The organism is Sphingobium sp. YR768 (assembly GCF_900111125.1).
Classification (GTDB): Bacteria; Pseudomonadota; Alphaproteobacteria; order Sphingomonadales; family Sphingomonadaceae; genus Sphingobium.
The window spans coordinates 43,314-62,663 of record NZ_FOGE01000026.1; the positions used below are offsets into that span (position 1 = coordinate 43,314).

18 protein-coding genes and 1 tRNA gene are annotated in these 19,350 nt (G+C 63.4%); 11 read left to right on the forward strand and 8 right to left on the reverse strand.

Features of this window, described 5'->3' with window-relative positions; genetic code table 11:
- Positions 1-2 precede the first annotated feature (2 nt).
- Positions 3-1,520 carry an efflux RND transporter periplasmic adaptor subunit gene (locus BMX92_RS21195; RefSeq protein WP_093020252.1) on the reverse strand — a complete coding sequence of 506 codons (1,518 nt, stop codon included), beginning with the start codon at positions 1,518-1,520 and terminating at the stop codon, positions 3-5.
- Entirely contained in the window at positions 1,510-2,982 is a 1,473-nt protein-coding gene (locus tag BMX92_RS21200; RefSeq protein WP_177185179.1) for an efflux transporter outer membrane subunit, read from the reverse strand. Before BMX92_RS21200 ends, BMX92_RS21195 begins: the two co-directional genes overlap by 11 nt.
- 158 nt (positions 2,983-3,140) lie before the next feature.
- On the opposite strand from BMX92_RS21200, the gene fabD reads away from it, so the two are divergent.
- Genes fabD through fabG form a run of 3 tightly spaced genes read left to right on the forward strand, consistent with a single transcriptional unit; the run spans position 3,141 to position 5,287 of the window.
- On the forward strand, positions 3,141-4,076 hold the full coding sequence (gene fabD, locus BMX92_RS21205) for an ACP S-malonyltransferase (RefSeq protein WP_093020254.1): 936 nt from the start codon (positions 3,141-3,143) through the stop codon (positions 4,074-4,076).
- 36 nt (positions 4,077-4,112) lie between these two features.
- A complete protein-coding gene (locus BMX92_RS21210; protein WP_093020256.1) occupies positions 4,113-4,541 on the forward strand; it encodes a GxxExxY protein in 429 nt (142 codons plus the stop codon).
- 5 nt (positions 4,542-4,546) lie between these two features.
- Positions 4,547-5,287: a 3-oxoacyl-[acyl-carrier-protein] reductase gene (fabG, locus tag BMX92_RS21215; RefSeq protein ID WP_093020258.1), complete on the forward strand. Its 741-nt coding sequence runs from the start codon at positions 4,547-4,549 to the stop codon at positions 5,285-5,287.
- A gap of 4 nt (positions 5,288-5,291) precedes the next feature.
- Here the strand turns inward: fabG and BMX92_RS21220 are convergent, their stop codons facing one another.
- The gene (locus BMX92_RS21220) at positions 5,292-6,266 is read right to left on the reverse strand and encodes a phosphatase PAP2 family protein (protein WP_093020260.1); all 975 of its coding nucleotides are present in this window, start codon (positions 6,264-6,266) and stop codon (positions 5,292-5,294) included.
- A gap of 10 nt (positions 6,267-6,276) precedes the next feature.
- Complete coding sequence (locus tag BMX92_RS21225; RefSeq protein ID WP_093020262.1) at positions 6,277-7,509, reverse strand: glycosyltransferase family 87 protein; 1,233 nt, start codon at positions 7,507-7,509, stop codon at positions 6,277-6,279.
- 207 nt (positions 7,510-7,716) lie between these two features.
- Here BMX92_RS21225 and BMX92_RS21230 point away from each other — a divergent pair, with 207 nt between their 5' ends.
- The 3 genes from BMX92_RS21230 (at position 7,717) to mltG (ending at position 10,478) form a co-directional block, all read left to right on the forward strand.
- Positions 7,717-7,950, forward strand: coding sequence for an acyl carrier protein (locus tag BMX92_RS21230; protein ID WP_007689016.1), 234 nt, complete (start codon positions 7,717-7,719; stop codon positions 7,948-7,950).
- 178 nt (positions 7,951-8,128) lie between these two features.
- The gene (gene fabF / locus BMX92_RS21235; RefSeq protein WP_093020264.1) at positions 8,129-9,388 is read left to right on the forward strand and encodes a beta-ketoacyl-ACP synthase II; all 1,260 of its coding nucleotides are present in this window, start codon (positions 8,129-8,131) and stop codon (positions 9,386-9,388) included.
- Between the two features lie 118 nt (positions 9,389-9,506).
- The gene (gene mltG / locus BMX92_RS21240) at positions 9,507-10,478 is read left to right on the forward strand and encodes an endolytic transglycosylase MltG (protein ID WP_093020266.1); all 972 of its coding nucleotides are present in this window, start codon (positions 9,507-9,509) and stop codon (positions 10,476-10,478) included.
- A gap of 79 nt (positions 10,479-10,557) precedes the next feature.
- Here mltG and BMX92_RS21245 read toward each other — a convergent pair whose 3' ends face one another.
- Positions 10,558-10,980, reverse strand: a complete 423-nt coding sequence (locus tag BMX92_RS21245) for a sugar transporter (protein ID WP_093020268.1) — start codon at positions 10,978-10,980, stop codon at positions 10,558-10,560.
- A gap of 93 nt (positions 10,981-11,073) precedes the next feature.
- On the opposite strand from BMX92_RS21245, the gene BMX92_RS21250 reads away from it, so the two are divergent.
- Positions 11,074-11,607, forward strand: coding sequence for a 2'-5' RNA ligase family protein (locus tag BMX92_RS21250; protein ID WP_093020270.1), 534 nt, complete (start codon positions 11,074-11,076; stop codon positions 11,605-11,607).
- Positions 11,608-11,697: 90 nt separating this feature from the next.
- Here the strand turns inward: BMX92_RS21250 and BMX92_RS21255 are convergent, their stop codons facing one another.
- The 3 genes from BMX92_RS21255 to BMX92_RS21265 form a co-directional block, all read right to left on the reverse strand.
- The gene (locus BMX92_RS21255) at positions 11,698-12,924 is read right to left on the reverse strand and encodes an NAD(P)/FAD-dependent oxidoreductase (protein ID WP_093020272.1); all 1,227 of its coding nucleotides are present in this window, start codon (positions 12,922-12,924) and stop codon (positions 11,698-11,700) included.
- A gap of 154 nt (positions 12,925-13,078) precedes the next feature.
- Positions 13,079-14,155 carry an acyltransferase family protein gene (locus tag BMX92_RS21260; protein WP_093020274.1) on the reverse strand — a complete coding sequence of 359 codons (1,077 nt, stop codon included), beginning with the start codon at positions 14,153-14,155 and terminating at the stop codon, positions 13,079-13,081.
- A 235-nt stretch (positions 14,156-14,390) separates the two neighbouring features.
- A tRNA-Met gene (locus tag BMX92_RS21265) sits at positions 14,391-14,467 on the reverse strand.
- A gap of 275 nt (positions 14,468-14,742) precedes the next feature.
- On the opposite strand from BMX92_RS21265, the gene BMX92_RS21270 reads away from it, so the two are divergent.
- From BMX92_RS21270 to BMX92_RS21285, 4 genes are all read left to right on the forward strand, one after another.
- Positions 14,743-16,152, forward strand: a complete 1,410-nt coding sequence (locus BMX92_RS21270; protein WP_093020276.1) for a circularly permuted type 2 ATP-grasp protein — start codon at positions 14,743-14,745, stop codon at positions 16,150-16,152.
- A 142-nt stretch (positions 16,153-16,294) separates the two neighbouring features.
- On the forward strand, positions 16,295-17,227 hold the full coding sequence (locus tag BMX92_RS21275) for an alpha-E domain-containing protein (RefSeq protein ID WP_093020278.1): 933 nt from the start codon (positions 16,295-16,297) through the stop codon (positions 17,225-17,227).
- 124 nt (positions 17,228-17,351) lie between these two features.
- Positions 17,352-18,224, forward strand: coding sequence for a transglutaminase family protein (locus BMX92_RS21280; RefSeq protein WP_093020280.1), 873 nt, complete (start codon positions 17,352-17,354; stop codon positions 18,222-18,224).
- Between the two features lie 76 nt (positions 18,225-18,300).
- Positions 18,301-19,038, forward strand: a complete 738-nt coding sequence (locus BMX92_RS21285; RefSeq protein WP_093020282.1) for a peptidase — start codon at positions 18,301-18,303, stop codon at positions 19,036-19,038.
- The last annotated feature ends 312 nt before the right edge of the window (positions 19,039-19,350 follow it).

The window sequence follows — 19,350 nt, forward strand, 5'->3', positions numbered from 1 at the left end:
GATCAGGTTCCGCTCGGGCGGCCGGTGCCGCGTGTTTCCGTCGGCGCGACCGGGGCGGTGTCTGGCGCCGAGTCGCCGGAATTGCCGAGCTTGCCGACGCTGGCGGGCGTGCCATCGGCGGCCGGATTGTTCTGGCGGCGATCCGGCGCCTTGGTGTCGCTGCCGCTGTCGGCCTTCTGGTCTTCGGCGGGGGCCTGCTGCCCGGCGGCAAGCTGGCCGGTGATGACCCGCGCCCCGGCCTTCAGATCGCCGCCGGTGATGGCGGTGCGCGATCCGTCGCTGGCGCCGACGGTGACCTGCACCGCCTTGGGATTGCCGTCCTCGCCTACGATATAGACCGTCTGGCTGCTGCCCGCGCCGAACTTGACCTGGCGATTGGCGCCGCCGCGCCGCATCCGGCCGGGGCCGGGCAGGACGCTGGTGATGCCGCCGCCCGATGCGCCGCTGCTTGGCTTGAAGCGCAGCGCGCTGTTGGGCACCAGCAGCACGTCATGCAGTTCCTGCGTCACGATGTCCGCCGTCGCGGTCATGCCGGGGCGCAGGGTTTCGTCGCGATTGTCGACCGACAGCACCGCCGTGTAGGCGACCACCGTGCCGGTTGTGCTGGTCGTCGTGGTGCTGGACGAGGAGGAGGAGCTGCTGCTCGACGCATTCGACCCGACATTGACCCGCGTGACCTTCGCCGGGAAGGTGCGGCCGGGGAAGGCATCGACGGCGAAGCTGGCGGTCTGGCCATCCTTCACCTGGCCGACGTCCGCTTCGTCCACCGACACTTCGACTTCCATCTGCGTCAGGTCTTCGGCCAGGGTGAACAGCACCGGCGCGTTCAGCGACGCGGCGACTGTCTGGCCCGGCTCGATATCGCGGGACAGGACAACGCCGTTCACGGGGGAGACGATCTGCGCGATCGACAGGTTGGTCTGGGCGGTGGACAATCCGGCCTGAGACACGCGGACCTGCGCCTGCGCCGATCGCAGATTGGCGATCGCGCTCTGATAATCGGCGCGGGCCGAATCCATCTCGGTGTTGGCCGGCACGCGGCCGCCCGACAGCTTGAACACCGTTTCCTGCCGGTCGAGCGTGGCTTTCGCCAGCGCGACCTGCGCCTGCGCCTGTGCGACGCTGGCCTGGCTGGAGGCGACCTGCGCCTGATTCTGGTTCACCGTGTCGACCAGACGGCGCGTGTCGAGTTCGGCCAGCTTCTGCCCCTTGGTCACGCGGTCGTTCACATCGACATAGACGGCGGTGATCTTGCCCGACTGTTCGGACCCGACATCGACCTGATTGATCGGTTTCAGATTGCCGGTGGCGGATACGCTGACGGTCAGGTCGCCCTTGCGCACCTCGCGCGTCGCGAAATTGGGCTTGTCCTCGCCGGAGAAGCAGCGGGCGACGAGCAGGACGAGGATCAGCAGGACGACGCCCACGCCACCCCGCATCGCCCATTTGCGCCACGGTTTCTGCGGCTTTTCGCCTAGGAAGTCGCTGAGATCCTTGTCCGGGGTCACGTCATTGCTCATTTGGGCGGTTGTCCATGCTCTGCCAGCCGCCGCCCAGCGCATTATATAGCTGGGCGATGGCCAGAACCTCGTCGGATTGCGCGGAAGCCAGGCTGTTGCGCGCGTTCAATAGGGTGGTTTCGCTGGTCGACAGCGTCTGGAAATCGGTCAGGCCCGCCTGATACTGGCTGCGCGCCATGATCGCGGCATTGTTCGACGCTTCATAAGCGGTGGCGAACTCGACCTTGCGCAGGCGCGCGCTGCTGAGCGAAGCCATCGCATTTTCGACATCCTCCAGCGCGCCCAGCACGCTCTGCTTATAGGCGGCGAAGGCGGCGTCGGTCGCGGCCTTTTGCGAGCGGACCTGCGAACGCAGCCTTCCGCCATCGAAGATGGTCTGCGCCACATTGCCGAAGACGCCGCCGGTGATCAGGCTGAACAGGTCGCTGAAGGCGTTGGAGGTCGTGCCCAGATTGCCGCTGATGCTGAGCGAGGGGTAAAGCTGCGCCTGCGCGACGCCGATGCGCGCGGTGGCGGCGGCCAGTGCCCGTTCCGCGCTGCGCACATCAGGCCGCTGGCGCAGCGTGTCGGCGGGAATACCGGTCGCGATCTGCGTCGATGCGACGGGGATGGCGGCCGGCGTTTCCAGCGCGCGGGTCGCTTCGCCCGGCGCCTGCCCGGTCAGCACGGCGATGCGGTTCAGGCTGCCCTTCAGGCTTGCTTCCAGTTGCGGGATGGTGGCGTTGGTCTGCGCCAGTTGCGCCTTGGCCTGCTGCTCGTCCAGCGAGGAGACGAGGCCGGCTTGCAACCGCCAGTCGGCAATCTTGTAATTATCCTGCTGGATCGCCTGCGTTTCGCGCGCGACCTTCAACTGCTCCTGCGCCAGCCGGGCGCCGACATAGTTGGTGACCAGTTCGGACAGGATCGTCATCCGGACATTGGCCAGGTCATAGCCCGACGCCGCCAGATCGGCACGCGCCGCTTCCGCCGATCGGGACAGTTCGCCGAACAGGTCGATCTGCCAGCTGGCCGATGCATTGGCCGAATAGCTGCTGGACCAGTTGCTGGCGCCAGTGCTGATCACATTGCCGCTATCGTCGACGCGGGTGCCGCCCGCCTGACTGCGATAATTTTTGCCGCCGCTGCCCGATGCGCTGACCTGCGGCAGGAAGCTGGCATTGGCCTGACGCAGGCTTTCGCGCGCCTGACGCAGCCGGGCCTGTGCCTGCACGATATCCAGATTGTTGGTGACCGCCTGATCGATCAGGCCGGTCAGCACGGGATCGTTCAGGCGCGTCCACCATTGGGCCAGATCGGCCTCGTCCAGCGCCGCGCCGTCGCCCTGGCTATAGGCGCCGGGAACGCCCAGCGCCCCCGTCTGCGGCGCATGATAGTCGGGGCCGGCGGCGCAGGCGGACAGCATAAGCGCCGTGCCGCTGATCCAGGATATGCGATATCGCACCTTTTCCTTGCACTCCGTCATCGTTAAAGGGGCCGCCACGCTAATCCCCTGCAAAGGGGTTGGGTCATCCATCACTTGCCTGCCGCAAGCGTATGTACGGCTCAACGACATTTATGTCTCAAAGTGTAACGATTTTATATTTCAGCGCTTTTCGGCAGGCGCTTGGCTTGGAGTAGATCATGCGGGCATTTCTTTTCCCGGGGCAGGGCAGCCAGTCGGTGGGCATGGGCAAGGCGCTGGCCGACGCCAGCCCGGCGGCGAAGCAATTGTTTCAGGAGGTCGATGACGCCCTGTCGCAGCATTTGTTCCGCATCATGGTGGAGGGGCCGGACAGCGATCTGACCCTGACCGAGAATGCCCAGCCCGCGATCATGGCCAATGCCATCGCCACGCTGCGCGTGATGCAGACGGAAGGCGGCTTCAGCCTCGCCGACAAGGGCGATTATGTCGCGGGCCATTCGCTGGGCGAATATAGCGCGCTTTGCGCGGTCGAGGCGTTCGACATCGCCACCACGTCGCGCCTGCTCAAGCTGCGCGGTCAGGCGATGCAGGCGGCCGTGCCGGTGGGCGAAGGCGCGATGGCCGCGCTGCTGGGCGCCGACATCGAAAAGGCGCAGGCGCTGGCCGACGCCGCGGCTGAGGGCGAAGTCTGCACCGTCGCCAATGACAATGATCCCTCGCAGGTCGTCATTTCCGGCCATCACGGCGCGATCGAACGGGCGGTCGCTTTGGTCAAGGATCACGGCATCAAGCGCGGCGTGCTGCTGCCGGTGTCGGCGCCCTTCCACTGCCCGCTGATGCAGCCGGCCGCCGAGGCGATGGAGGCGGCGCTGGCCGCCGCCACGCTCTCCGCGCCGCTGCTGCCGGTCTATGCCAATGTCCTTGCCGCACCGATTGCCGATCCCGAAGAGATCAAGGCGCGTCTGGTCGAGCAGGTGACTGGCCGGGTGCGCTGGCGCGAATCCGTGAGCGCGATGTGGGACGCGGGCGTCACCGAATTCGTGGAAGTCGGCGGCAAGGTGCTCGGCCCCATGGTCAAGCGCATCGCCCCCGACGCGACCGTGCGCAGCATCGTGACGATGGACGATATCGAGGCGGCACTGGCGGCGTTTTGATTTTTCGCGCAGAGGCGCAGAGGACGCGGAGGGGTTGTGAAGCCGATCGACGACATCACGAGAGATGTGATCGGTGTAGCGATGAGCATTCATCGGGACTTGGGTCCGGGACTGCTCGAAAGCGTCTATGAAGCCATATTGGCCGCCAAGCTGCTGCGCATGGGCTATAAGGTCGACCGGCAAAAGCAGGTCGATATTCGATTTGAAGATGTGCATGTCGAAGGCGCGTTTCGCATCGACATATTGGTGGACGACCGGCTGGTGATAGAGATCAAATCTCTTGACCAACTGCATAAGGTTCACGCCAAACAGCTTCTCACCTATCTCCGGCTTATGCAGCAACCGGTGGGTTTGATCCTGAATTTTGGTGGTGAAACGATGAAGGAGGGCGTCCGCCGTCTCGTCAATAACCACATCGACTCTGCGCTCTCTGCGCCTCTGCGCGAACAAAATATAATGGAGTAATGACTATGTTCGACCTTACAGGCATGACCGCGCTGGTGACTGGCGCTTCGGGTGGCATCGGTTCCTCGATCGCCAAGGCATTGGCAGCGCGGGGCGCGACGCTCGCGCTGTCGGGCAGCAATGAGGACAAGCTCAAGGCCTTCGCCGCCGAACTGGCTGGCGATCACAAGACGCTGGTGTGCAACCTGTCCGACCCGGCCTCGGTCGACGCGCTGGTGCCGCAGGCGGTGGAAGCGCTGGGTGGCAAGGTCGACATCCTCGTCAACAATGCCGGCATCACCCGCGACAATCTGATCCTGCGCATGAAGGATGAGGAATGGTCGCAGGTCATTTCGGTCAATCTGGAGGCCGCCTTCCGCCTCGTCCGCGCCGCCGCCAAGCCGATGATGAAGGCGCGCTTCGGCCGCATCATCTCGATCACGTCGGTCGTCGGCGTCACCGGCAATCCCGGTCAGGCCAATTATTGCGCGTCGAAGGCCGGCATCATCGGCATGTCCAAGTCGCTGGGGCAGGAACTGGCCAGCCGCGGCATCACCGTCAACTGCGTGGCCCCCGGCTTCATCCGCTCGGCCATGACCGACGCGCTGAACGACACGCAGAAGGGCGCGATCCTGACCAAGATCCCCGCCGGCGATCTGGGCAGCGGCGACGATATCGGCGCGGCCGTCGTCTATCTGGCGAGCAAGGAAGCGGGCTATGTCACCGGCCAGACGCTGCACGTCAATGGCGGCATGGCGATGATCTGATCGATCAGGTTGCTGGCGCCAGTACGGCGCTGGCCGCCCTCGCGGGGCGCAGCCGGACCGTCATGTGGATGGTCCGGTGCGCCACCGCCAGACTGATCGCGGCGATCAGCGCGCCGGCGATCACGTCGCTGAAATAATGCCCCCCATCGACCGGCGTCGCGATCAGCGTGAGCAGCGCGATCGTCATGCCGGCATAGCGGACCGGGGCGATGCTGGCCCGCGAAAAGCCCCAGCAGAAGATCACCGCCAGCGCGCCATGATAGCTGGGGAAGGTGATGATCCCTTCCATCCGGTCCAGCGTCAGCAGGCGCAGCGTCCCATCGCGCAACCCCGTCATATCGGCCATATGCAGGAAGGCGGCGGCCGGATGCAGATTGGGGAAATCCGCCGCATTGAGCGCATAATAGCTATAGGTTCCGGCGGAGGGCAGCAGCCCCGACAGCAGGATGATCGTCAGCCCCGCGATCATCGCCGCCTGCATCACGATGCGTAGCGCCGCGAGGCGACCACATAGCCCCAATATCAGGATCAGCGCGATCATCTGCGGGATCAGCGTGCGATAGGCGAGGTTGATCGTCAGCGCGAACAGTGGATGCGCGTTCACCCAATGCATCCATCCCAGCCAGTCCAGTCCGACGGCATGGTCCCACAGCGTCAACTGCCGGTCCCACATGGCACCGCCTCGCGCTGCGACCATATAGGACAGCGAAGCGCCCGCTGCGCTGAACAACATCATTACCTGCAATCCCGTCACCATCGCGCTGATCTTCGGGTCGGGGCGATGGCGAGTGTAGAAGCGGCCGATCACCCCCAGCAGCAAGGCGAAGCCGCAGGGCTTGATCAGGCTGTGAATGGACCAGGAAAAGGGATCGAACAGTTCTAGCGGCAGCATCAACAACAATGTCAGGCCCAGCAGCAGCCAGCCGCCATCATCCTGCCCGTCCGGGTGCCGGTTCCTGATCGGGTGCGCCTGCTCCATGGCCACGCCTCTATCGGCTCTGCGCTAAAACATGGTTAATCGGGTCTTCGCCAGACATGCTGTGCCGCGCCGCTGCCAGTCGCCGGACGATCAGCACCGTGAAGCCCAGCGTCGCGATCAGATCGAACGGGATGGCGCTCCATTCCGACAAGGCCCGGCCGACTCCCGGAACGACCCAGGCATAGGCCAGCCAGCATCGCTCGCCGGGCAACCAGCCGCGCTTCAGCGCATCGGCCACGAAGAAGGCGCAGGCCACGCCCAGCAGCACATAATCATAATCCAGCACATAGGGCGTGCAGAGCAGGGCGGCGGCCAGCGCGGCCGCACCCCGCAATTCCATCGATCCGCGCCGCGCCGCCCACCCCGCCACGATCATGGCGATGATGGTGACGATGCCCTGTACGCTATAGGCGAAGGGGATCGACCCGCCCCATTGGCGGATGGCGGCAAAGGGGCTTTGAATCTTGAACCAGCCGGGTCCGCCTGCCTCAATGATGACATGCTGCGTCGCGGGCAGGGAATCAAGAAAGGCCTGCCAGACCGGCCAGCCCCAGATCGCCAGCGTCAGCAGGCAGAGCCCGCCCGCCGTCGCGCCCGCCGCTACGAAAGCGCGCCAATTGCCCCGCGCCAGAATCAGCAGCGGGATCAGCACGGCAAATTGCGGCTTATAGACCAGCGCGCCGAGCAACATCCCCGCGACCCATGGTCGCTGGTCGATCAGCAGCATGCCCGCGCCCAGCAGGCTGGCGGTCAGAAAGCCATTCTGGCCATGGCCCAGGCATACCAGCGTCACCGGCGCACCCAGCGCGGCCAACATCGCAACGTGGTCGCCCGGCAGGATGTGTCGCACAAGGTTCAGGGCCAGAACCAGCGTCAGCCCCTGCCAAATCAGCAGCGCGGCGACATAAGGAAGCTGCGCCAGCAAGGTCGCGATGATCAGGAAGGGTGGCGGGTAGGGCCAGGGGAAGAAGGGAATGTCGCGATCATGATGGACCTGCTTTTGCACTTCATGCTGCGCGGGCCAGCTCCACGCCTCCGCCGCGCGGCCATGATCGGCCATCCATCCCGCCGTCCAGACGTTGGAAAAGTCGGTGCCCAATGGCCGGCCGAGCGAATCCACCGTGCCATGCGCGCCCCAGAACAGGCTGAAGACCCCGATAATCGTCGTCGCCAGCACCAGCACAGCCGCCAGTTGGACCCGCGCACGGGTGACCAGAGAGTCGAGCAAGGGGAGGGTGGCCATGCCGCGTCTGTCGCACAAAAGCGCTGAAATATTGGTAAATAAGCCGTTATGGCCGGTGGACCGGTCGGTTTTTGTTGCCGGACCGTTGCACAGGTGAATGAAGGGGCTTGGCGGCCTTCCCTCTTGCCTCTATCGGGGCTTGGCACTAGGGCAATGCCTTAACGGTTATTCACAACCACCAACGATACCAGTCAAGAAGGACCTCTCATGAGTGAGACCGCGGATCGCGTAAAGAAAATCGTCGTCGAGCATCTGGGCGTGGAAGCCGAGAAGGTGACCGAAGACGCCAGCTTCATCGACGATCTGGGCGCAGACAGCCTGGACATCGTTGAACTGGTGATGGCGTTCGAAGAAGAATTCGGCGTCGAAATCCCCGACGATGCGGCCGAGAAGATCGCCACCGTCAAGGACGCCATCGATTATATCGATAGCAAGCAGTAAGGCGCTTTCCGGCCTGATCCCACCGGGGAAGGGCCGCGCTTACGCATAAGAAACGGCTCCTCCTGTCCGGTGATCCCGGAGTGCGGGGAGCCTTTTCGTATCTGGCGCGTGGTTTGAAAACGCGCTTTCAATGGCTACATGGGCGGCGCAAAGCCCATCGGTAATTCGGAGCAAGCATATGCGTCGTGTCGTCGTAACCGGCCTTGGCATGGTGAGCCCGCTGGGCGGGAATGTCGAAACCAGCTGGAAGAATATCATCGCCTCCAAATCGGGCGCGGCCACGATCGCCCGCTTCGACGCCAGCGAATATAAATGCCGCATCGCCTGCGAAGTGAAGCCCAAGGACCATGAATATGGTTATGACGCTTCGCTCGACGTCGATCACAAGATCCAGCGCCAGGTCGATCCCTTCATCGTCTATGGCATCTCCGCCGCCAGCGAAGCGCTGCGCGACGCGGGTCTGGACAATATGTCGGAAGAAGAGCGGCTGCGCGCCGGCTGCTCGATCGGTTCGGGCATTGGCGGCCTGCCGGGCATCGAAAGCGAATCGCTGGTGCTGGCCAATAAGGGGCCGGGCCGCGTGTCGCCGCACTTCGTCCATGGCCGCCTGATCAACCTGATCTCCGGTCAGGTGTCGATCAAATACGGCCTGATGGGGCCTAACCACGCCGTCGTCACCGCCTGTTCGACCGGCGCCCACTCGATCGGCGATGCTGCGCGCATGATCGCGATGGACGATGCCGACGTCATGCTGGCGGGCGGCGCGGAAAGCGCGATCTGCCCGATCGGCATCGCCGGCTTCGCGCAGGCGCGCGCGCTCTCGACCGGCTTCAACGACACGCCGGAAAAGGCGAGCCGTCCCTATGACGTCAACCGTGACGGCTTCGTCATGGGCGAAGGCGCGGGCGTGGTCGTGCTGGAAGAATATGAGCATGCCAAGAAGCGCGGCGCCAAGATTTACGCCGAAGTGATCGGCTATGGCCTGTCGGGCGACGCCTATCACGTCACCGCGCCCCACCCGGAAGGCAGCGGCGGTTTCCGTTCGATGCAGATGGCGCTCAAAAAGTCGGGCCTGTCCCTTGAGGACATCGACTATGTAAACGCGCATGGCACATCGACCCCGCTGGGCGACGAGCTGGAACTGGGCGCGGTAAAGCGTCTGTTCGGCGACAACCTGTCCACCATGTCGATGTCGTCCACCAAGTCGGCCATTGGCCATCTGCTGGGCGGCGCGGGCGCGGTGGAAAGCATCTTCTGCATCCTCGCCATGCGCGACCAGATCGTCCCGCCGACGCTCAACCTCGATGAACCGAGCGAAAGCTGCAAGGGCGTGGACCTGGTCCCGCACGTCGCCAAGGAACGCAAGGTGCGCGCGGTGCTGAACAACTCGTTCGGCTTCGGCGGCACCAACGCCTCGCTGATCATGAAGGCGATCTGACATTGAACCGTCATTGCGAGCGGAGCGAAGCAATCCATCGTCACCCACATGGATTGCTTCGCTCCGCTCGCAATGACGAGATCGGTTGACGGCTATGGCAAGACGATCGGGAAATCCCATGCGCCGCCTTGGCTGCATCATTATGCTGATCGGCCTCATCGTCGCGGCCTTCATCGCCTTCCGCTTCGTCCATGGCTGGAGCGAGCAGGGGCCGGCCACCAGGGATGTCAGTATCACCGTGCCGGAGGGATCGACCCTGTCGGACGCGGCGGTGCTGCTGAAACAGGCGGGGGCCGTGCGCTCCGCCGACGCTTTCCTGACCCGCGCCAAGGTGTTCGGCGGCGGCAAGTCGATCAAGGCGGGCGAATTCATCATCCCCGCCGGCGCCAGCAACAGCGATATCCTGTCCATCCTTCAGGGCGGCAAGACGCTCACGCGCCTCATCACCATCCCCGAAGGCATGCCGTCCATCCTCGTCTATGAGCGGTTGATGGCGAACGACCAGCTGACCGGCGACATCAAGGTGCCCGAAGAAGGCAGCGTGCTGCCCGATAGCTATGCCTTCGACAAGGGGGAAGCGCGCGCCGTGGTGCTCAAGCGCATGCAGGACGCGATGGACAAGGCGCTGGCCAGGCTGTGGGCGGAACGCGACCCCGGCACCATCGCCAAGTCCCCGCGCGAAGCCATCATCCTGGCCAGCATCGTGGAAAAGGAAACCGGCGTCCCGGCGGAACGGCCTATGGTCGCGGGCGTCTACTCCAACCGTCTGCGCACCAACATGATGCTTCAGGCCGATCCGACGATCATCTACCCGATCACCAAGGGCAAGCCGCTGGGCCGCCGCATCCGCAAATCGGAAATCGCGGCGGTCAATGATTACAACACCTATGCCATGACCGGCCTGCCCAAGGGGCCGATCGCCAATCCGGGCCGCCTGTCCATCCTCGCGGTGCTGCACCCGGCCCAGACCAAGGCGCTCTATTTCGTCGCCGACGGCAAGGGCGGCCATATCTTCGCCGACACCTACCAGCAGCATAATGAAAATGTGCGCAAATGGTTCGAAATCCGCCGGTCGCGCGGGGAGCTTTGAAGAATTCGTCATTGCGAGCGCAGCGAAGCAATCCAATGGTGCGTCATGGATTGCTTCGCTGCGCTCGCAATGACGATATTTATCGAATGCCCCCCTTCGCCAGCTGGGCCGTGGCATAGCGCCATTGCAGGATCGCGATCACGAAGATCAGGATCGGGAAGGCCGTGGCCACCGCCACGCCCTTGATCGCGATGATGTCGGTGGCGATGAAGACATAGCCGAACTGCACCACCACGGCGATCAGCGACAGCAGGAACAGTGGCACGGCGACCCGCCGACGCAGCAGCAATGCGATCGCGCCGCCCGTTCCGGCCAGCACTGCGACGGCATAGTCCAGCCACAGCCAGGCCGGCATCGCGGCGAAAATCTTCGCTCCGCCCGGATCCGTCTTTTCCAGTGCGTTGAGGTCCATCATATATTGCATGACGAAGGATGCGACGCCCATCAGGTTCCACAGCAGGAACGCGATGGCGATGAGGATGAAGGATCGTGGTGCCGACATGGTGACTCCCTCCCGAATAGGCGGCCCGCCGTTGCGCGACCGTCATGATCGCATCCTACGCTTTGTCGCGGCAGGGGGGAAGCCGGGGATGACATGCTGACGCCCCATGGCGGGACAGGCGGGGAGGGCGCCCCGATCATCGTCACGGCGCTGCTGGGCCGCGCGGATTTCGCCTGGGCCGATGGCCTGCGCCGCGCCCATTTCCCGCCCGAGCGCAATCTGATCCCGGCGCATCTGACCCTGTTCCACCATTTGCCGCCCTCCGCGCTGGCGGAGGTGGCGGCGCGCCTCAAGCGCCTGTGCGCCGGACCGCCACCGGCCGCGCGCCTGACGGAGGTGATGCTGCTGGGACGGGGCGTCGCCTTCCGCGTCGACAGTCCGGACCTGATGGCGATGCGGGAGGAGTTGGCGGAGGCCTTTACGGGCCTGCTGACCCCGCAGGATCAGGCCCGGCCCCGGCTGCATGTCACGGTCCAGAACAAGGTGTCGCCGCAGGAAGCGAAAGTGCTGGCGGCGCAACTCCGCGCCGATTTCCGCCCCCGCCCGCTGACGATCGCGGGCCTTGCCGCCTGGCATTATCGCGGCGGGCCGTGGGAACCGGCGATGCAGGCGATGTTCAGGGGATGACGTGCTCCTGCGAAAGCAGGAGCCTAAGGCAATTAGGTGCGCCTTACCGCCCTGGGCTCCTGCTTTCGCAGGAGCACCAAAGCAAAGGGATCAGGCCAGCCCTACTTCCTTCAGCGGCACGCTCGCATCGGCCAGTTGCGCCACATCCAGCGCCGCGCCGGCCAGCACATGCGCGCGGCCCTGCACATAATCCTTGACCATGTTGACGCAATCGAGCGCGATCACCTTGCCACCCTTCAGATACACGACCGAAAAGCTGCGATTGGCGGTGTCGCCGCGCAGCACCGCCTGGTCGAAGCCGGTCGACAGGCCGACCGTCTGGAGCTTGAGATCATATTGGTTCGACCAGAACCAGGGCACCGCGTCATAGGCCTCTTCCTTGCCCAATATATGGGCGACGGCGACCTTCGCCTGATCGTTTGCATTCTGCACCGATTCCAGCCGCATCTGCGCGCCGCCGGCAAAGCGGTTGGCATGCGATGCGCAATCGCCCACGGCATAGACGTCGGGCAGGCTGGTGCGGCAATATGCGTCCACGTCCACGCCATTGCCGCCCGCCGCGCCTGCGGCGATCAGCGGGCCGGTTTCGGGAATGATGCCGATGCCCACGATCACCATGTCGGTTTCGATCCGCTCGCCATCAGCCATCAGCACGGCAGTGGCCTTGCCGTCCTTGACCTCGATACAATCCATCCGCGCCCCGGTGCGCAGGTCGACGCCATGGGCGCGATGCTCCGCTTCATAGAAGCGCGACAAATCCTCGCCCGCCACGCGCGCCAGCACCCGGTCCAGCGCCTCCAGCAGCACCACCGTCTTGCCGAATTTCGACAGCACGGCCGCCGCCTCCAGCCCGATATAGCCGCCGCCGATGATGGTCACATGATTGATGCTGTCGATCTTCGCCATCATCGCGTCGACATCGTCGCGGCGGCGCACGGCATGCACGTTGATCGCGTCCGCGCCATTGCAGGTCAGCATGCGCGGGCTGCCGCCGGTGCACCAGATCAGCTTGTCATAGCCAATCTCTTCCTCGCCCACGGTCACGAACTTGCCGACCGGATCGACGCTCTTCACGCGCTTGCCCAGCAGCATGTCGACCTTGCGCTCGTCCCAGAAGGCGGCCGGGCGGATCAGGATACGGTCGAAGCTCTTGTCGCCCGCGAAATATTCCTTCGACAGCGGCGGGCGTTCATAGGGCGGATAGTGCTCGTCCCCGATCATCGCCACCGTGCCCTCAAAGCCCAGTTGCCGCAGCGATATCGCCGCCTGCGCACCCGCATGGCCCGCACCCACGATCAGAACGTCATAATAGCTCATTCGCGCACCATCCTCTTATGCCCTGTTTGGCAGGCTGATTGGCGCGCTTTCGCGTTTGACGCAAGGCTGATCTGCCGCTGCGGAATGGCCCAGAGATTATCATGACCTGGCCTCCGACAGGGACGATATTGTCGGATTGATATATACAATAGTTCTAATTCTGTACGGCTATGGCAGCATCTCCATTGTACAAATCCATTGCGATTTCATCAGGGGCAATCCGTTTAAGCGCCGGAAGATCGAACAGCCAGTCGCATTTGCCTGCCAGGAGCAGGCGATGCGCAACCAGTGAGGTTGCTATGATAGGCGGCACCAGCAGGACGGGCACGATCATCCCGAACCAGAAATTGCCGAGAAGCGCCTGGGGCGCAAACAACGCAATCGCGGCCGCAATAGCCGGGAGAATGAGAAAGTGGATCAGATAAATCGGCAATGTGCGGTGCGCGAGCCAGGTTGATGACGGCACCAGCCGCGGCATGCGGGTTGCAACCATCTGGCTGAACTGTATGCCAAAGGCCGTGGCGATGATATCGACCGGCAGGAAGTAAGTGTCATTGGCTACGCTCATGATTGCCCCGACAGCAAATGCCAGCCCGAGAAGAGCCGTTCGCTTCGCCGTCGCACTATGTGCGAATGCAAGTATTTGGCTTTTCAGGCGCACGCCGGCCATGAAGAATATCGCACATCGCAAGATCTTGTGCTGCTGACCCGGCAAGGCGTCCTTACAGATCGTGCCGACGATCGAAAGCAGCACGCAGCCGGCAAGGACAACCATCACCGGCAGCTTCAAGGTCATCTTTGAGAGGACATAATAGATCGCCAGCGCAGCCAGATACCAGGACAGCGCGACCAGCATGCTGACCTCAGCCAGAACACGCGCGAATATGTTTTCGATCGCCTGCACGGAAACCACTGGAGTCGCGATCGCTGTGATCAAACCCCAAACGACATACAGGTATAGCGGCTTGTATAGCCGCTTGCGGAGGGGCGCCGCCTTGGGGCGTAGAATAGAATCTGATGCGAGCAGGCCGGACACCAGAAAGAACAGGGGCATTCGAACAGGGCGCATGAACTCGTTCAACATGTACCACAGCGCCTTGTATGACTCCGTGTGGATCCACGGAATCTCGGCAAAATGCGGTTGCCAGTGCATGATCACGACCAGGATGATGCACCCGGCCTTCGCCACGTTGGGCCAGTCAAGTTGCCGATTTGCGTGAGAAATTTCCATGCCGTTATGCCCCAGTAATGATTTGGGGCGTAACCAGTGGTGGTTCCCTAAAGGTTAAACTGGCCAGCAGGAATTCACACAAATATTGTTAGAGTCTGTCTGGCCGGGCCAATCAGGCGTCCGGTTCAGTATCTTCGCACGTGTAAAGGTCTGGAAATGCGCTACGCGGTGCTCCACGCGAAATAGCCAGCATTGCAGGATGGGGATGGGCTATAAGTTGGCGATTTCTATAAAATGGTAGCGGAGGAGGGACTTGAACCCCCGACACGCGGATTATGATTCCGCTGCTCTAACCAGCTGAGCTACTCCGCCCCAAAGGGCCTCGCCGGGGCAGTGCCCTGCGGTGAGGCGGGCCTATACGCATGGGCAGGGGGGCGGTCAACCGGGATAAGGGTAAAAATTTGGATCATGGCGACGAGGCCGTGATGCCGCCCGCGCGAACGATCCGGTGCGCGCTTTCCGCCATCATCCCTAACTGGCCGAGAACCTTTTTGCCGCCTGCGATTTTTATCTTGCAATCGGTGCGGCGCGGCGCACTAATATTGCAATGCACAACCGGGCCTGCTGGCCGAGGGAGGATTGTCCACTTGCCCTTCCATGAAATGTTTGAGCCCGACGGTTCGATACGCCCCTGTTACGACGAAGTGCAGAAATGGGTGGAGCGAACCGGCATTGCCGGGCTCAATCGCCGCATGGACGAGGCGGAGGCGATCTTTCGTCGCATCGGCATCACCTTCGCCGTCTATGGCGAGGGCGGCGATCCCGAACGGCTGATCCCGTTCGACCTGCTGCCGCGCATCTTCACCGCGAATGAATGGCGCATCCTGGACAAGGGCATTCGTCAGCGGGCGCGGGCGCTCAACGCCTTCCTGCATGACGTCTATCATCGCGGCGAGATCGTGAAGGCCGGCATCATGCCCGCCGACATCATCTACAAGAACAGCGCCTATCTCGCCGAAATGGCCGACTTCACCCCGCCGGGGAAGGTCTACAGCCATATCGTCGGCATCGATATCGTCCGCACCGGGCCGGGCAGCTTCGAGGTGCTGGAGGATAATTGCCGCACCCCTTCGGGCGTCTCCTACATGCTCGAAAATCGCGAGATCATGACGCGCATGTTCCCCGAACTGTTCGCGCAGGGCGTGGTCGCGCCGGTCGATGATTATCCCGCCGAATTGCTCAAGAGCCTCAAGGAAGTCGCGCCGCCCGCCTGCAAGGGCGATCCGGTCGTCGTCGTCCTGACCCCCGGTTCGCTCAACAGCGCCTATTATGAGCACAGCTTCCTGGCCGACCTGATGGGCGTGGAACTGGTCGAGCCGGCGGATCTGTTCGTCGACAATGACCGGGTGTGGATGAAGACCACGCTGGGGCCAAAGGCGGTCGACGTCATCTATCGCCGCATCGACGACGAATATATCGATCCGCTGGTGTTCCGTCCTGACAGCCTGCTGGGCGTGCCGGGCATCTTCAACGTCTATCGCAATGGCGGCGTCACGCTCGCCTCCGCGCCGGGCGCGGGGATCGCGGACGACAAGGCGGTCTATATCTATGTGCCGGAGATGATCCGCTTCTATCTGGGCGAGAAGCCGATCCTGGACAATATCCAGACCTGGCAATGCGGCAAGCCCGACGAACTGAAATATGTGCTGGAAAACCTGCACGAACTGGTCGCCAAGGAAGTGCATGGTTCGGGTGGCTACGGCATGCTGATCGGTCCCAAGTCGACCAGGGACGAAGTCGCCGCCTATGCCGAGCGGATCAAGGCCAATCCCGGCGAATTCATCGCCCAGCCGACGCTGGACCTGTCCACCGTGCCGACGCTTGGGCCAGCGGCCGTGGTCGGCCGCCATGCCGACTTCCGCCCCTATTGCCTCGTCGGCAAGCAGATCCGCCTCGTCCCCGGCGGCCTGACCCGCGTTGCGCTGACCGAAGGGTCGCTGGTGGTGAATTCCAGCCAGGGCGGCGGGGTCAAGGATACATGGGTGTTGCAGGACTGATGGGGATGCATTTTTTGACCACCTCTCAACCGTTCGGGCTGAGCCTGTCGAAGCCCATTACTGAGCGAAGCCGAAGGGACTTCGCTTCGCTCTGCCCCGCCCTTCGACTTCGCTCAGGGCGAACGGAATGTGAGACCAAGTCATGCTGAGCCGGACCGCCGAAAATCTCTACTGGATGGCGCGCTATATGGAGCGGGCCGAAGCCACCGCGCGCCTGCTGACCATGGGGCAGCGGATGGCGATCCTGCCGGGCGCGCATCATCGCGACGAATGGCGTTCCGTGGTCCGCGCGACCGGGGCGGGGCATCAATTTCCCGAAGGCACGATCGTCACCGAAAGCGACGCCATCGCCTATCTGATGCTGGACGGTGACAATCCCAGTTCGATCCGCTCCTGCCTGCTGAAAGCCCGCGCCAATGCCAAGTCGGCGCGCACCATGCTGACGCAGGATATGTGGGAATCGCTGAACGAGGGCTGGCGCAAGCTCGACAGCTATGATGTCAGCGAAGCGCGCCAGCAGCTCCCGACGCTGATCGACTGGGTCAAGACCCGCGTCATGACCTTCCGAGGCGCCGCCCATTCGGGCCAGCTGCGCAACGAGGGGCATGATTTCCTGCGCACCGGCTCCGCGCTGGAACGGGCGCAGATGACGCTGCGCCTGCTCGACGTCAAATATTATGTCCTGCTGCCCGAAACCGAAGTGATCGGCGGCAATCGCGACCATTATCAATGGACTTCGGTCCTCTATGCCCTGTCGGGCGCGCGCGCCTATCATCATGTCTATGGCGGCACCTATACGCCCTGGCAGATCACCGATTTCCTGATGCTCAACCGGCTGTTCCCGCGCAGCGTCGCCTATTGCTACGACCAGCTGGCCTATCGCCTCAACCGCCTGGCCGGCTGGCACAATGCGAAGGGCCCCTGCAACGACACGGTGCAGGAAATGGTCGCCGGCCTGGAACAGCAGGACAGCGGCGAAATCTTCCGCCGGGGCCTGCACGAAACGGTGCAGAACGGCCTGATGATGACCAACCGGCTGGGCGCCGAAATCGCCCAGACCTATCATTTCGGCTGAGGAGGGCGCGTTTGGCTTCCCCTCTCACGTCATTGCGAGCGCAGCGAAGCAATCCATGTGGCGCTATCCTGGATTGCTTCGCTGCGCTCGCAATGACGGTGGGTTTTGAACAAGGTGAGGCGCTATGAAACTGCTCGTCCGTCACCAGACCATCTACCGCTATGCCGCCACGGCCGGGCGGGTGGCGATGCGGCTGAAGCTGATGCCGGTGGATACGCCGGCACAGCGGGTGCTGGAATGGCAGGTGCGCATCAATGACGAGCCGCTGACCGCCTTCCACCCCAACAGCTATGGTGAAAAGGAAGCGATCTGGATTCGCCACGACCGCCTCGATAACGCCACCATCGTCGCCGAAGGGCTGGTCGACACGCGCGAAAGCCATGGCGTGGTCGGTCATCTGCACAGCCATGTCGATCCCCGCTATTTCCTGCGCGACACCCGGTTGACCCGATCGTCGCCCGGCATCGCGGCGATGGCGCGCGATCTGCCGGCAGGAGACGGACCGCTCGCCACCCTCCACGCCCTGTCGGCGGCGGTCAGCGATGCGGTCCACTATCGCGCTGGCGTCACCACGTCGGAAACGAGCGCGGCCGATGCCTTTGCTCTGGGCGCAGGCGTGTGTCAGGACCATGCGCAGGTCTTCATCGCCGCCGCCCGGTCGATCGGCGTGCCCGCGCGCTATGTGTCGGGCTATCTGCTCGCGGGCGATGGTGACGCGCTGCACGAAACCCATGGCTGGGCCGAAGCCTGGCTGCCCTCGCTCGGCTGGATCGGCTTCGACCCATCCAACCGGGTCTGCGTCACCGAACGCTATCTGCGTCTGGCCAGCGGTCTGGATGCCGATGATGCTGCGCCGATCCGTGGCTCCGTCACGGTCGCGGGCGACATATGGATTGACGCCGACGTCCGTATCGCGCAGGCGGAAGATGGAGTCGAGGAACGGCAGTTGCAGAAGCAGCAACAACAAAGCACCCCGCCGCCCGACTCGACGGGTTAACGCAAGCGATCGCAAGCCGGATGGCACATCCGGTGCTTCGCCGATCGCGACAACAAATACAGGAGGCCGGGGGGCCGTGACTTATTGTGTGGCCGTGCGCGTGGACCAGGGACTGGTCATGCTGTCCGACACCCGCACCAATGCGGGCATGGACAATATTGCGCGCTTCCGGAAGAGCTTCACCTATCATGTCCCCGGTGAACGGGCGATCACCTTGCTCTGTTCGGGCAATCTGTCGATCACCCAGGGGGTGAAGGCGGTGCTGAGCAAGGCGATCAAGGAATCGCAGCTCAACCCCGATGTCGAAACCATCCTCAATTGCGACACGATGCACCGCGTGGCGCAGATTGTGGGCGACGCGATGCGCGCGATGCAGAGCAAATATCGCGAAAGCATCGAGATGGGCGGCTCCGGCTCCAGCGCGTCGATCATGATCGCGGGCCAGCGCAAGGGCGGCAAGCCGCGCCTCTACCTCATCTATTCGGCCGGCAATTTCATCGAAGCGACCGAAGACACACCCTTCTTCCAGATCGGCGAGCATAAATATGGCAAGCCGATCCTGGACCGCATCATCCAGCGCGAAACCAGCCTGGAGGACGCGACCAAGGCCGTGCTGGTGTCGATGGATTCGACCCTGCGCTCGAACCTGTCGGTCGGCATGCCGCTGGACCTGACCGTCATCCCCACCGACGCCTTCGACTTCCGCGTCCGCACCCGCATAGAGGCGGACAATGAGGAATTCGCGATGATCTCCCAAAGCTGGAGCGCGGCCCTGCGCAAGGGATTCGAGGATCTGCCCAACGTGCTGGATTGAGGGGGCGGGGGCGGCCGATTTGCGCCCATCCACGCCGTTTAATCGAGAAAGCGGCGCGCCCATGAGCGGTCAGTCCGCTTGTGACCGGGGCTGGGACAGAGCTGCCATTCGCTGCCCACGCCGGGAACGGCAGGTCCCCATCCAACCCGTGCCATTCCTGAAGCACTGATGATCGTTTCCACGAATGCGCGAGATTGATCGGTTGCTGCCCCGCGAACTAGAGTCGGATGACATCAGATTGATCCGTATCCGGAATTGATGAGATATTTGCGGCATTCTGCGGGACTGAAAGCATCGAGCAGCGATCCGATG

What these genes read in the sequence shown, in the direction of transcription:
- BMX92_RS21195 (WP_093020252.1), bottom strand. Translation starts at nt 1,520, where the DNA reads ATGAGCAATGACGTGACCCCGGACAAGGATCTCAGCGACTTCCTAGGC.
- BMX92_RS21200 (WP_177185179.1), bottom strand. Translation starts at nt 2,982, where the DNA reads ATGACGGAGTGCAAGGAAAAGGTGCGATATCGCATATCCTGGATCAGC.
- BMX92_RS21225 (WP_093020262.1), bottom strand. Translation starts at nt 7,509, where the DNA reads ATGGCCACCCTCCCCTTGCTCGACTCTCTGGTCACCCGTGCGCGGGTC.
- BMX92_RS21275 (WP_093020278.1), top strand. Translation starts at nt 16,295, where the DNA reads ATGCTGAGCCGGACCGCCGAAAATCTCTACTGGATGGCGCGCTATATG.
- fabG (WP_093020258.1), top strand. Translation starts at nt 4,547, where the DNA reads ATGTTCGACCTTACAGGCATGACCGCGCTGGTGACTGGCGCTTCGGGT.
- BMX92_RS21220 (WP_093020260.1), bottom strand. Translation starts at nt 6,266, where the DNA reads ATGGAGCAGGCGCACCCGATCAGGAACCGGCACCCGGACGGGCAGGAT.
- mltG (WP_093020266.1), top strand. Translation starts at nt 9,507, where the DNA reads ATGCGCCGCCTTGGCTGCATCATTATGCTGATCGGCCTCATCGTCGCG.
- BMX92_RS21230 (WP_007689016.1), top strand. Translation starts at nt 7,717, where the DNA reads ATGAGTGAGACCGCGGATCGCGTAAAGAAAATCGTCGTCGAGCATCTG.
- BMX92_RS21260 (WP_093020274.1), bottom strand. Translation starts at nt 14,155, where the DNA reads ATGGAAATTTCTCACGCAAATCGGCAACTTGACTGGCCCAACGTGGCG.
- fabD (WP_093020254.1), top strand. Translation starts at nt 3,141, where the DNA reads ATGCGGGCATTTCTTTTCCCGGGGCAGGGCAGCCAGTCGGTGGGCATG.
- BMX92_RS21250 (WP_093020270.1), top strand. Translation starts at nt 11,074, where the DNA reads ATGCTGACGCCCCATGGCGGGACAGGCGGGGAGGGCGCCCCGATCATC.
- BMX92_RS21255 (WP_093020272.1), bottom strand. Translation starts at nt 12,924, where the DNA reads ATGAGCTATTATGACGTTCTGATCGTGGGTGCGGGCCATGCGGGTGCG.
- BMX92_RS21245 (WP_093020268.1), bottom strand. Translation starts at nt 10,980, where the DNA reads ATGTCGGCACCACGATCCTTCATCCTCATCGCCATCGCGTTCCTGCTG.
- BMX92_RS21280 (WP_093020280.1), top strand. Translation starts at nt 17,352, where the DNA reads ATGAAACTGCTCGTCCGTCACCAGACCATCTACCGCTATGCCGCCACG.
- fabF (WP_093020264.1), top strand. Translation starts at nt 8,129, where the DNA reads ATGCGTCGTGTCGTCGTAACCGGCCTTGGCATGGTGAGCCCGCTGGGC.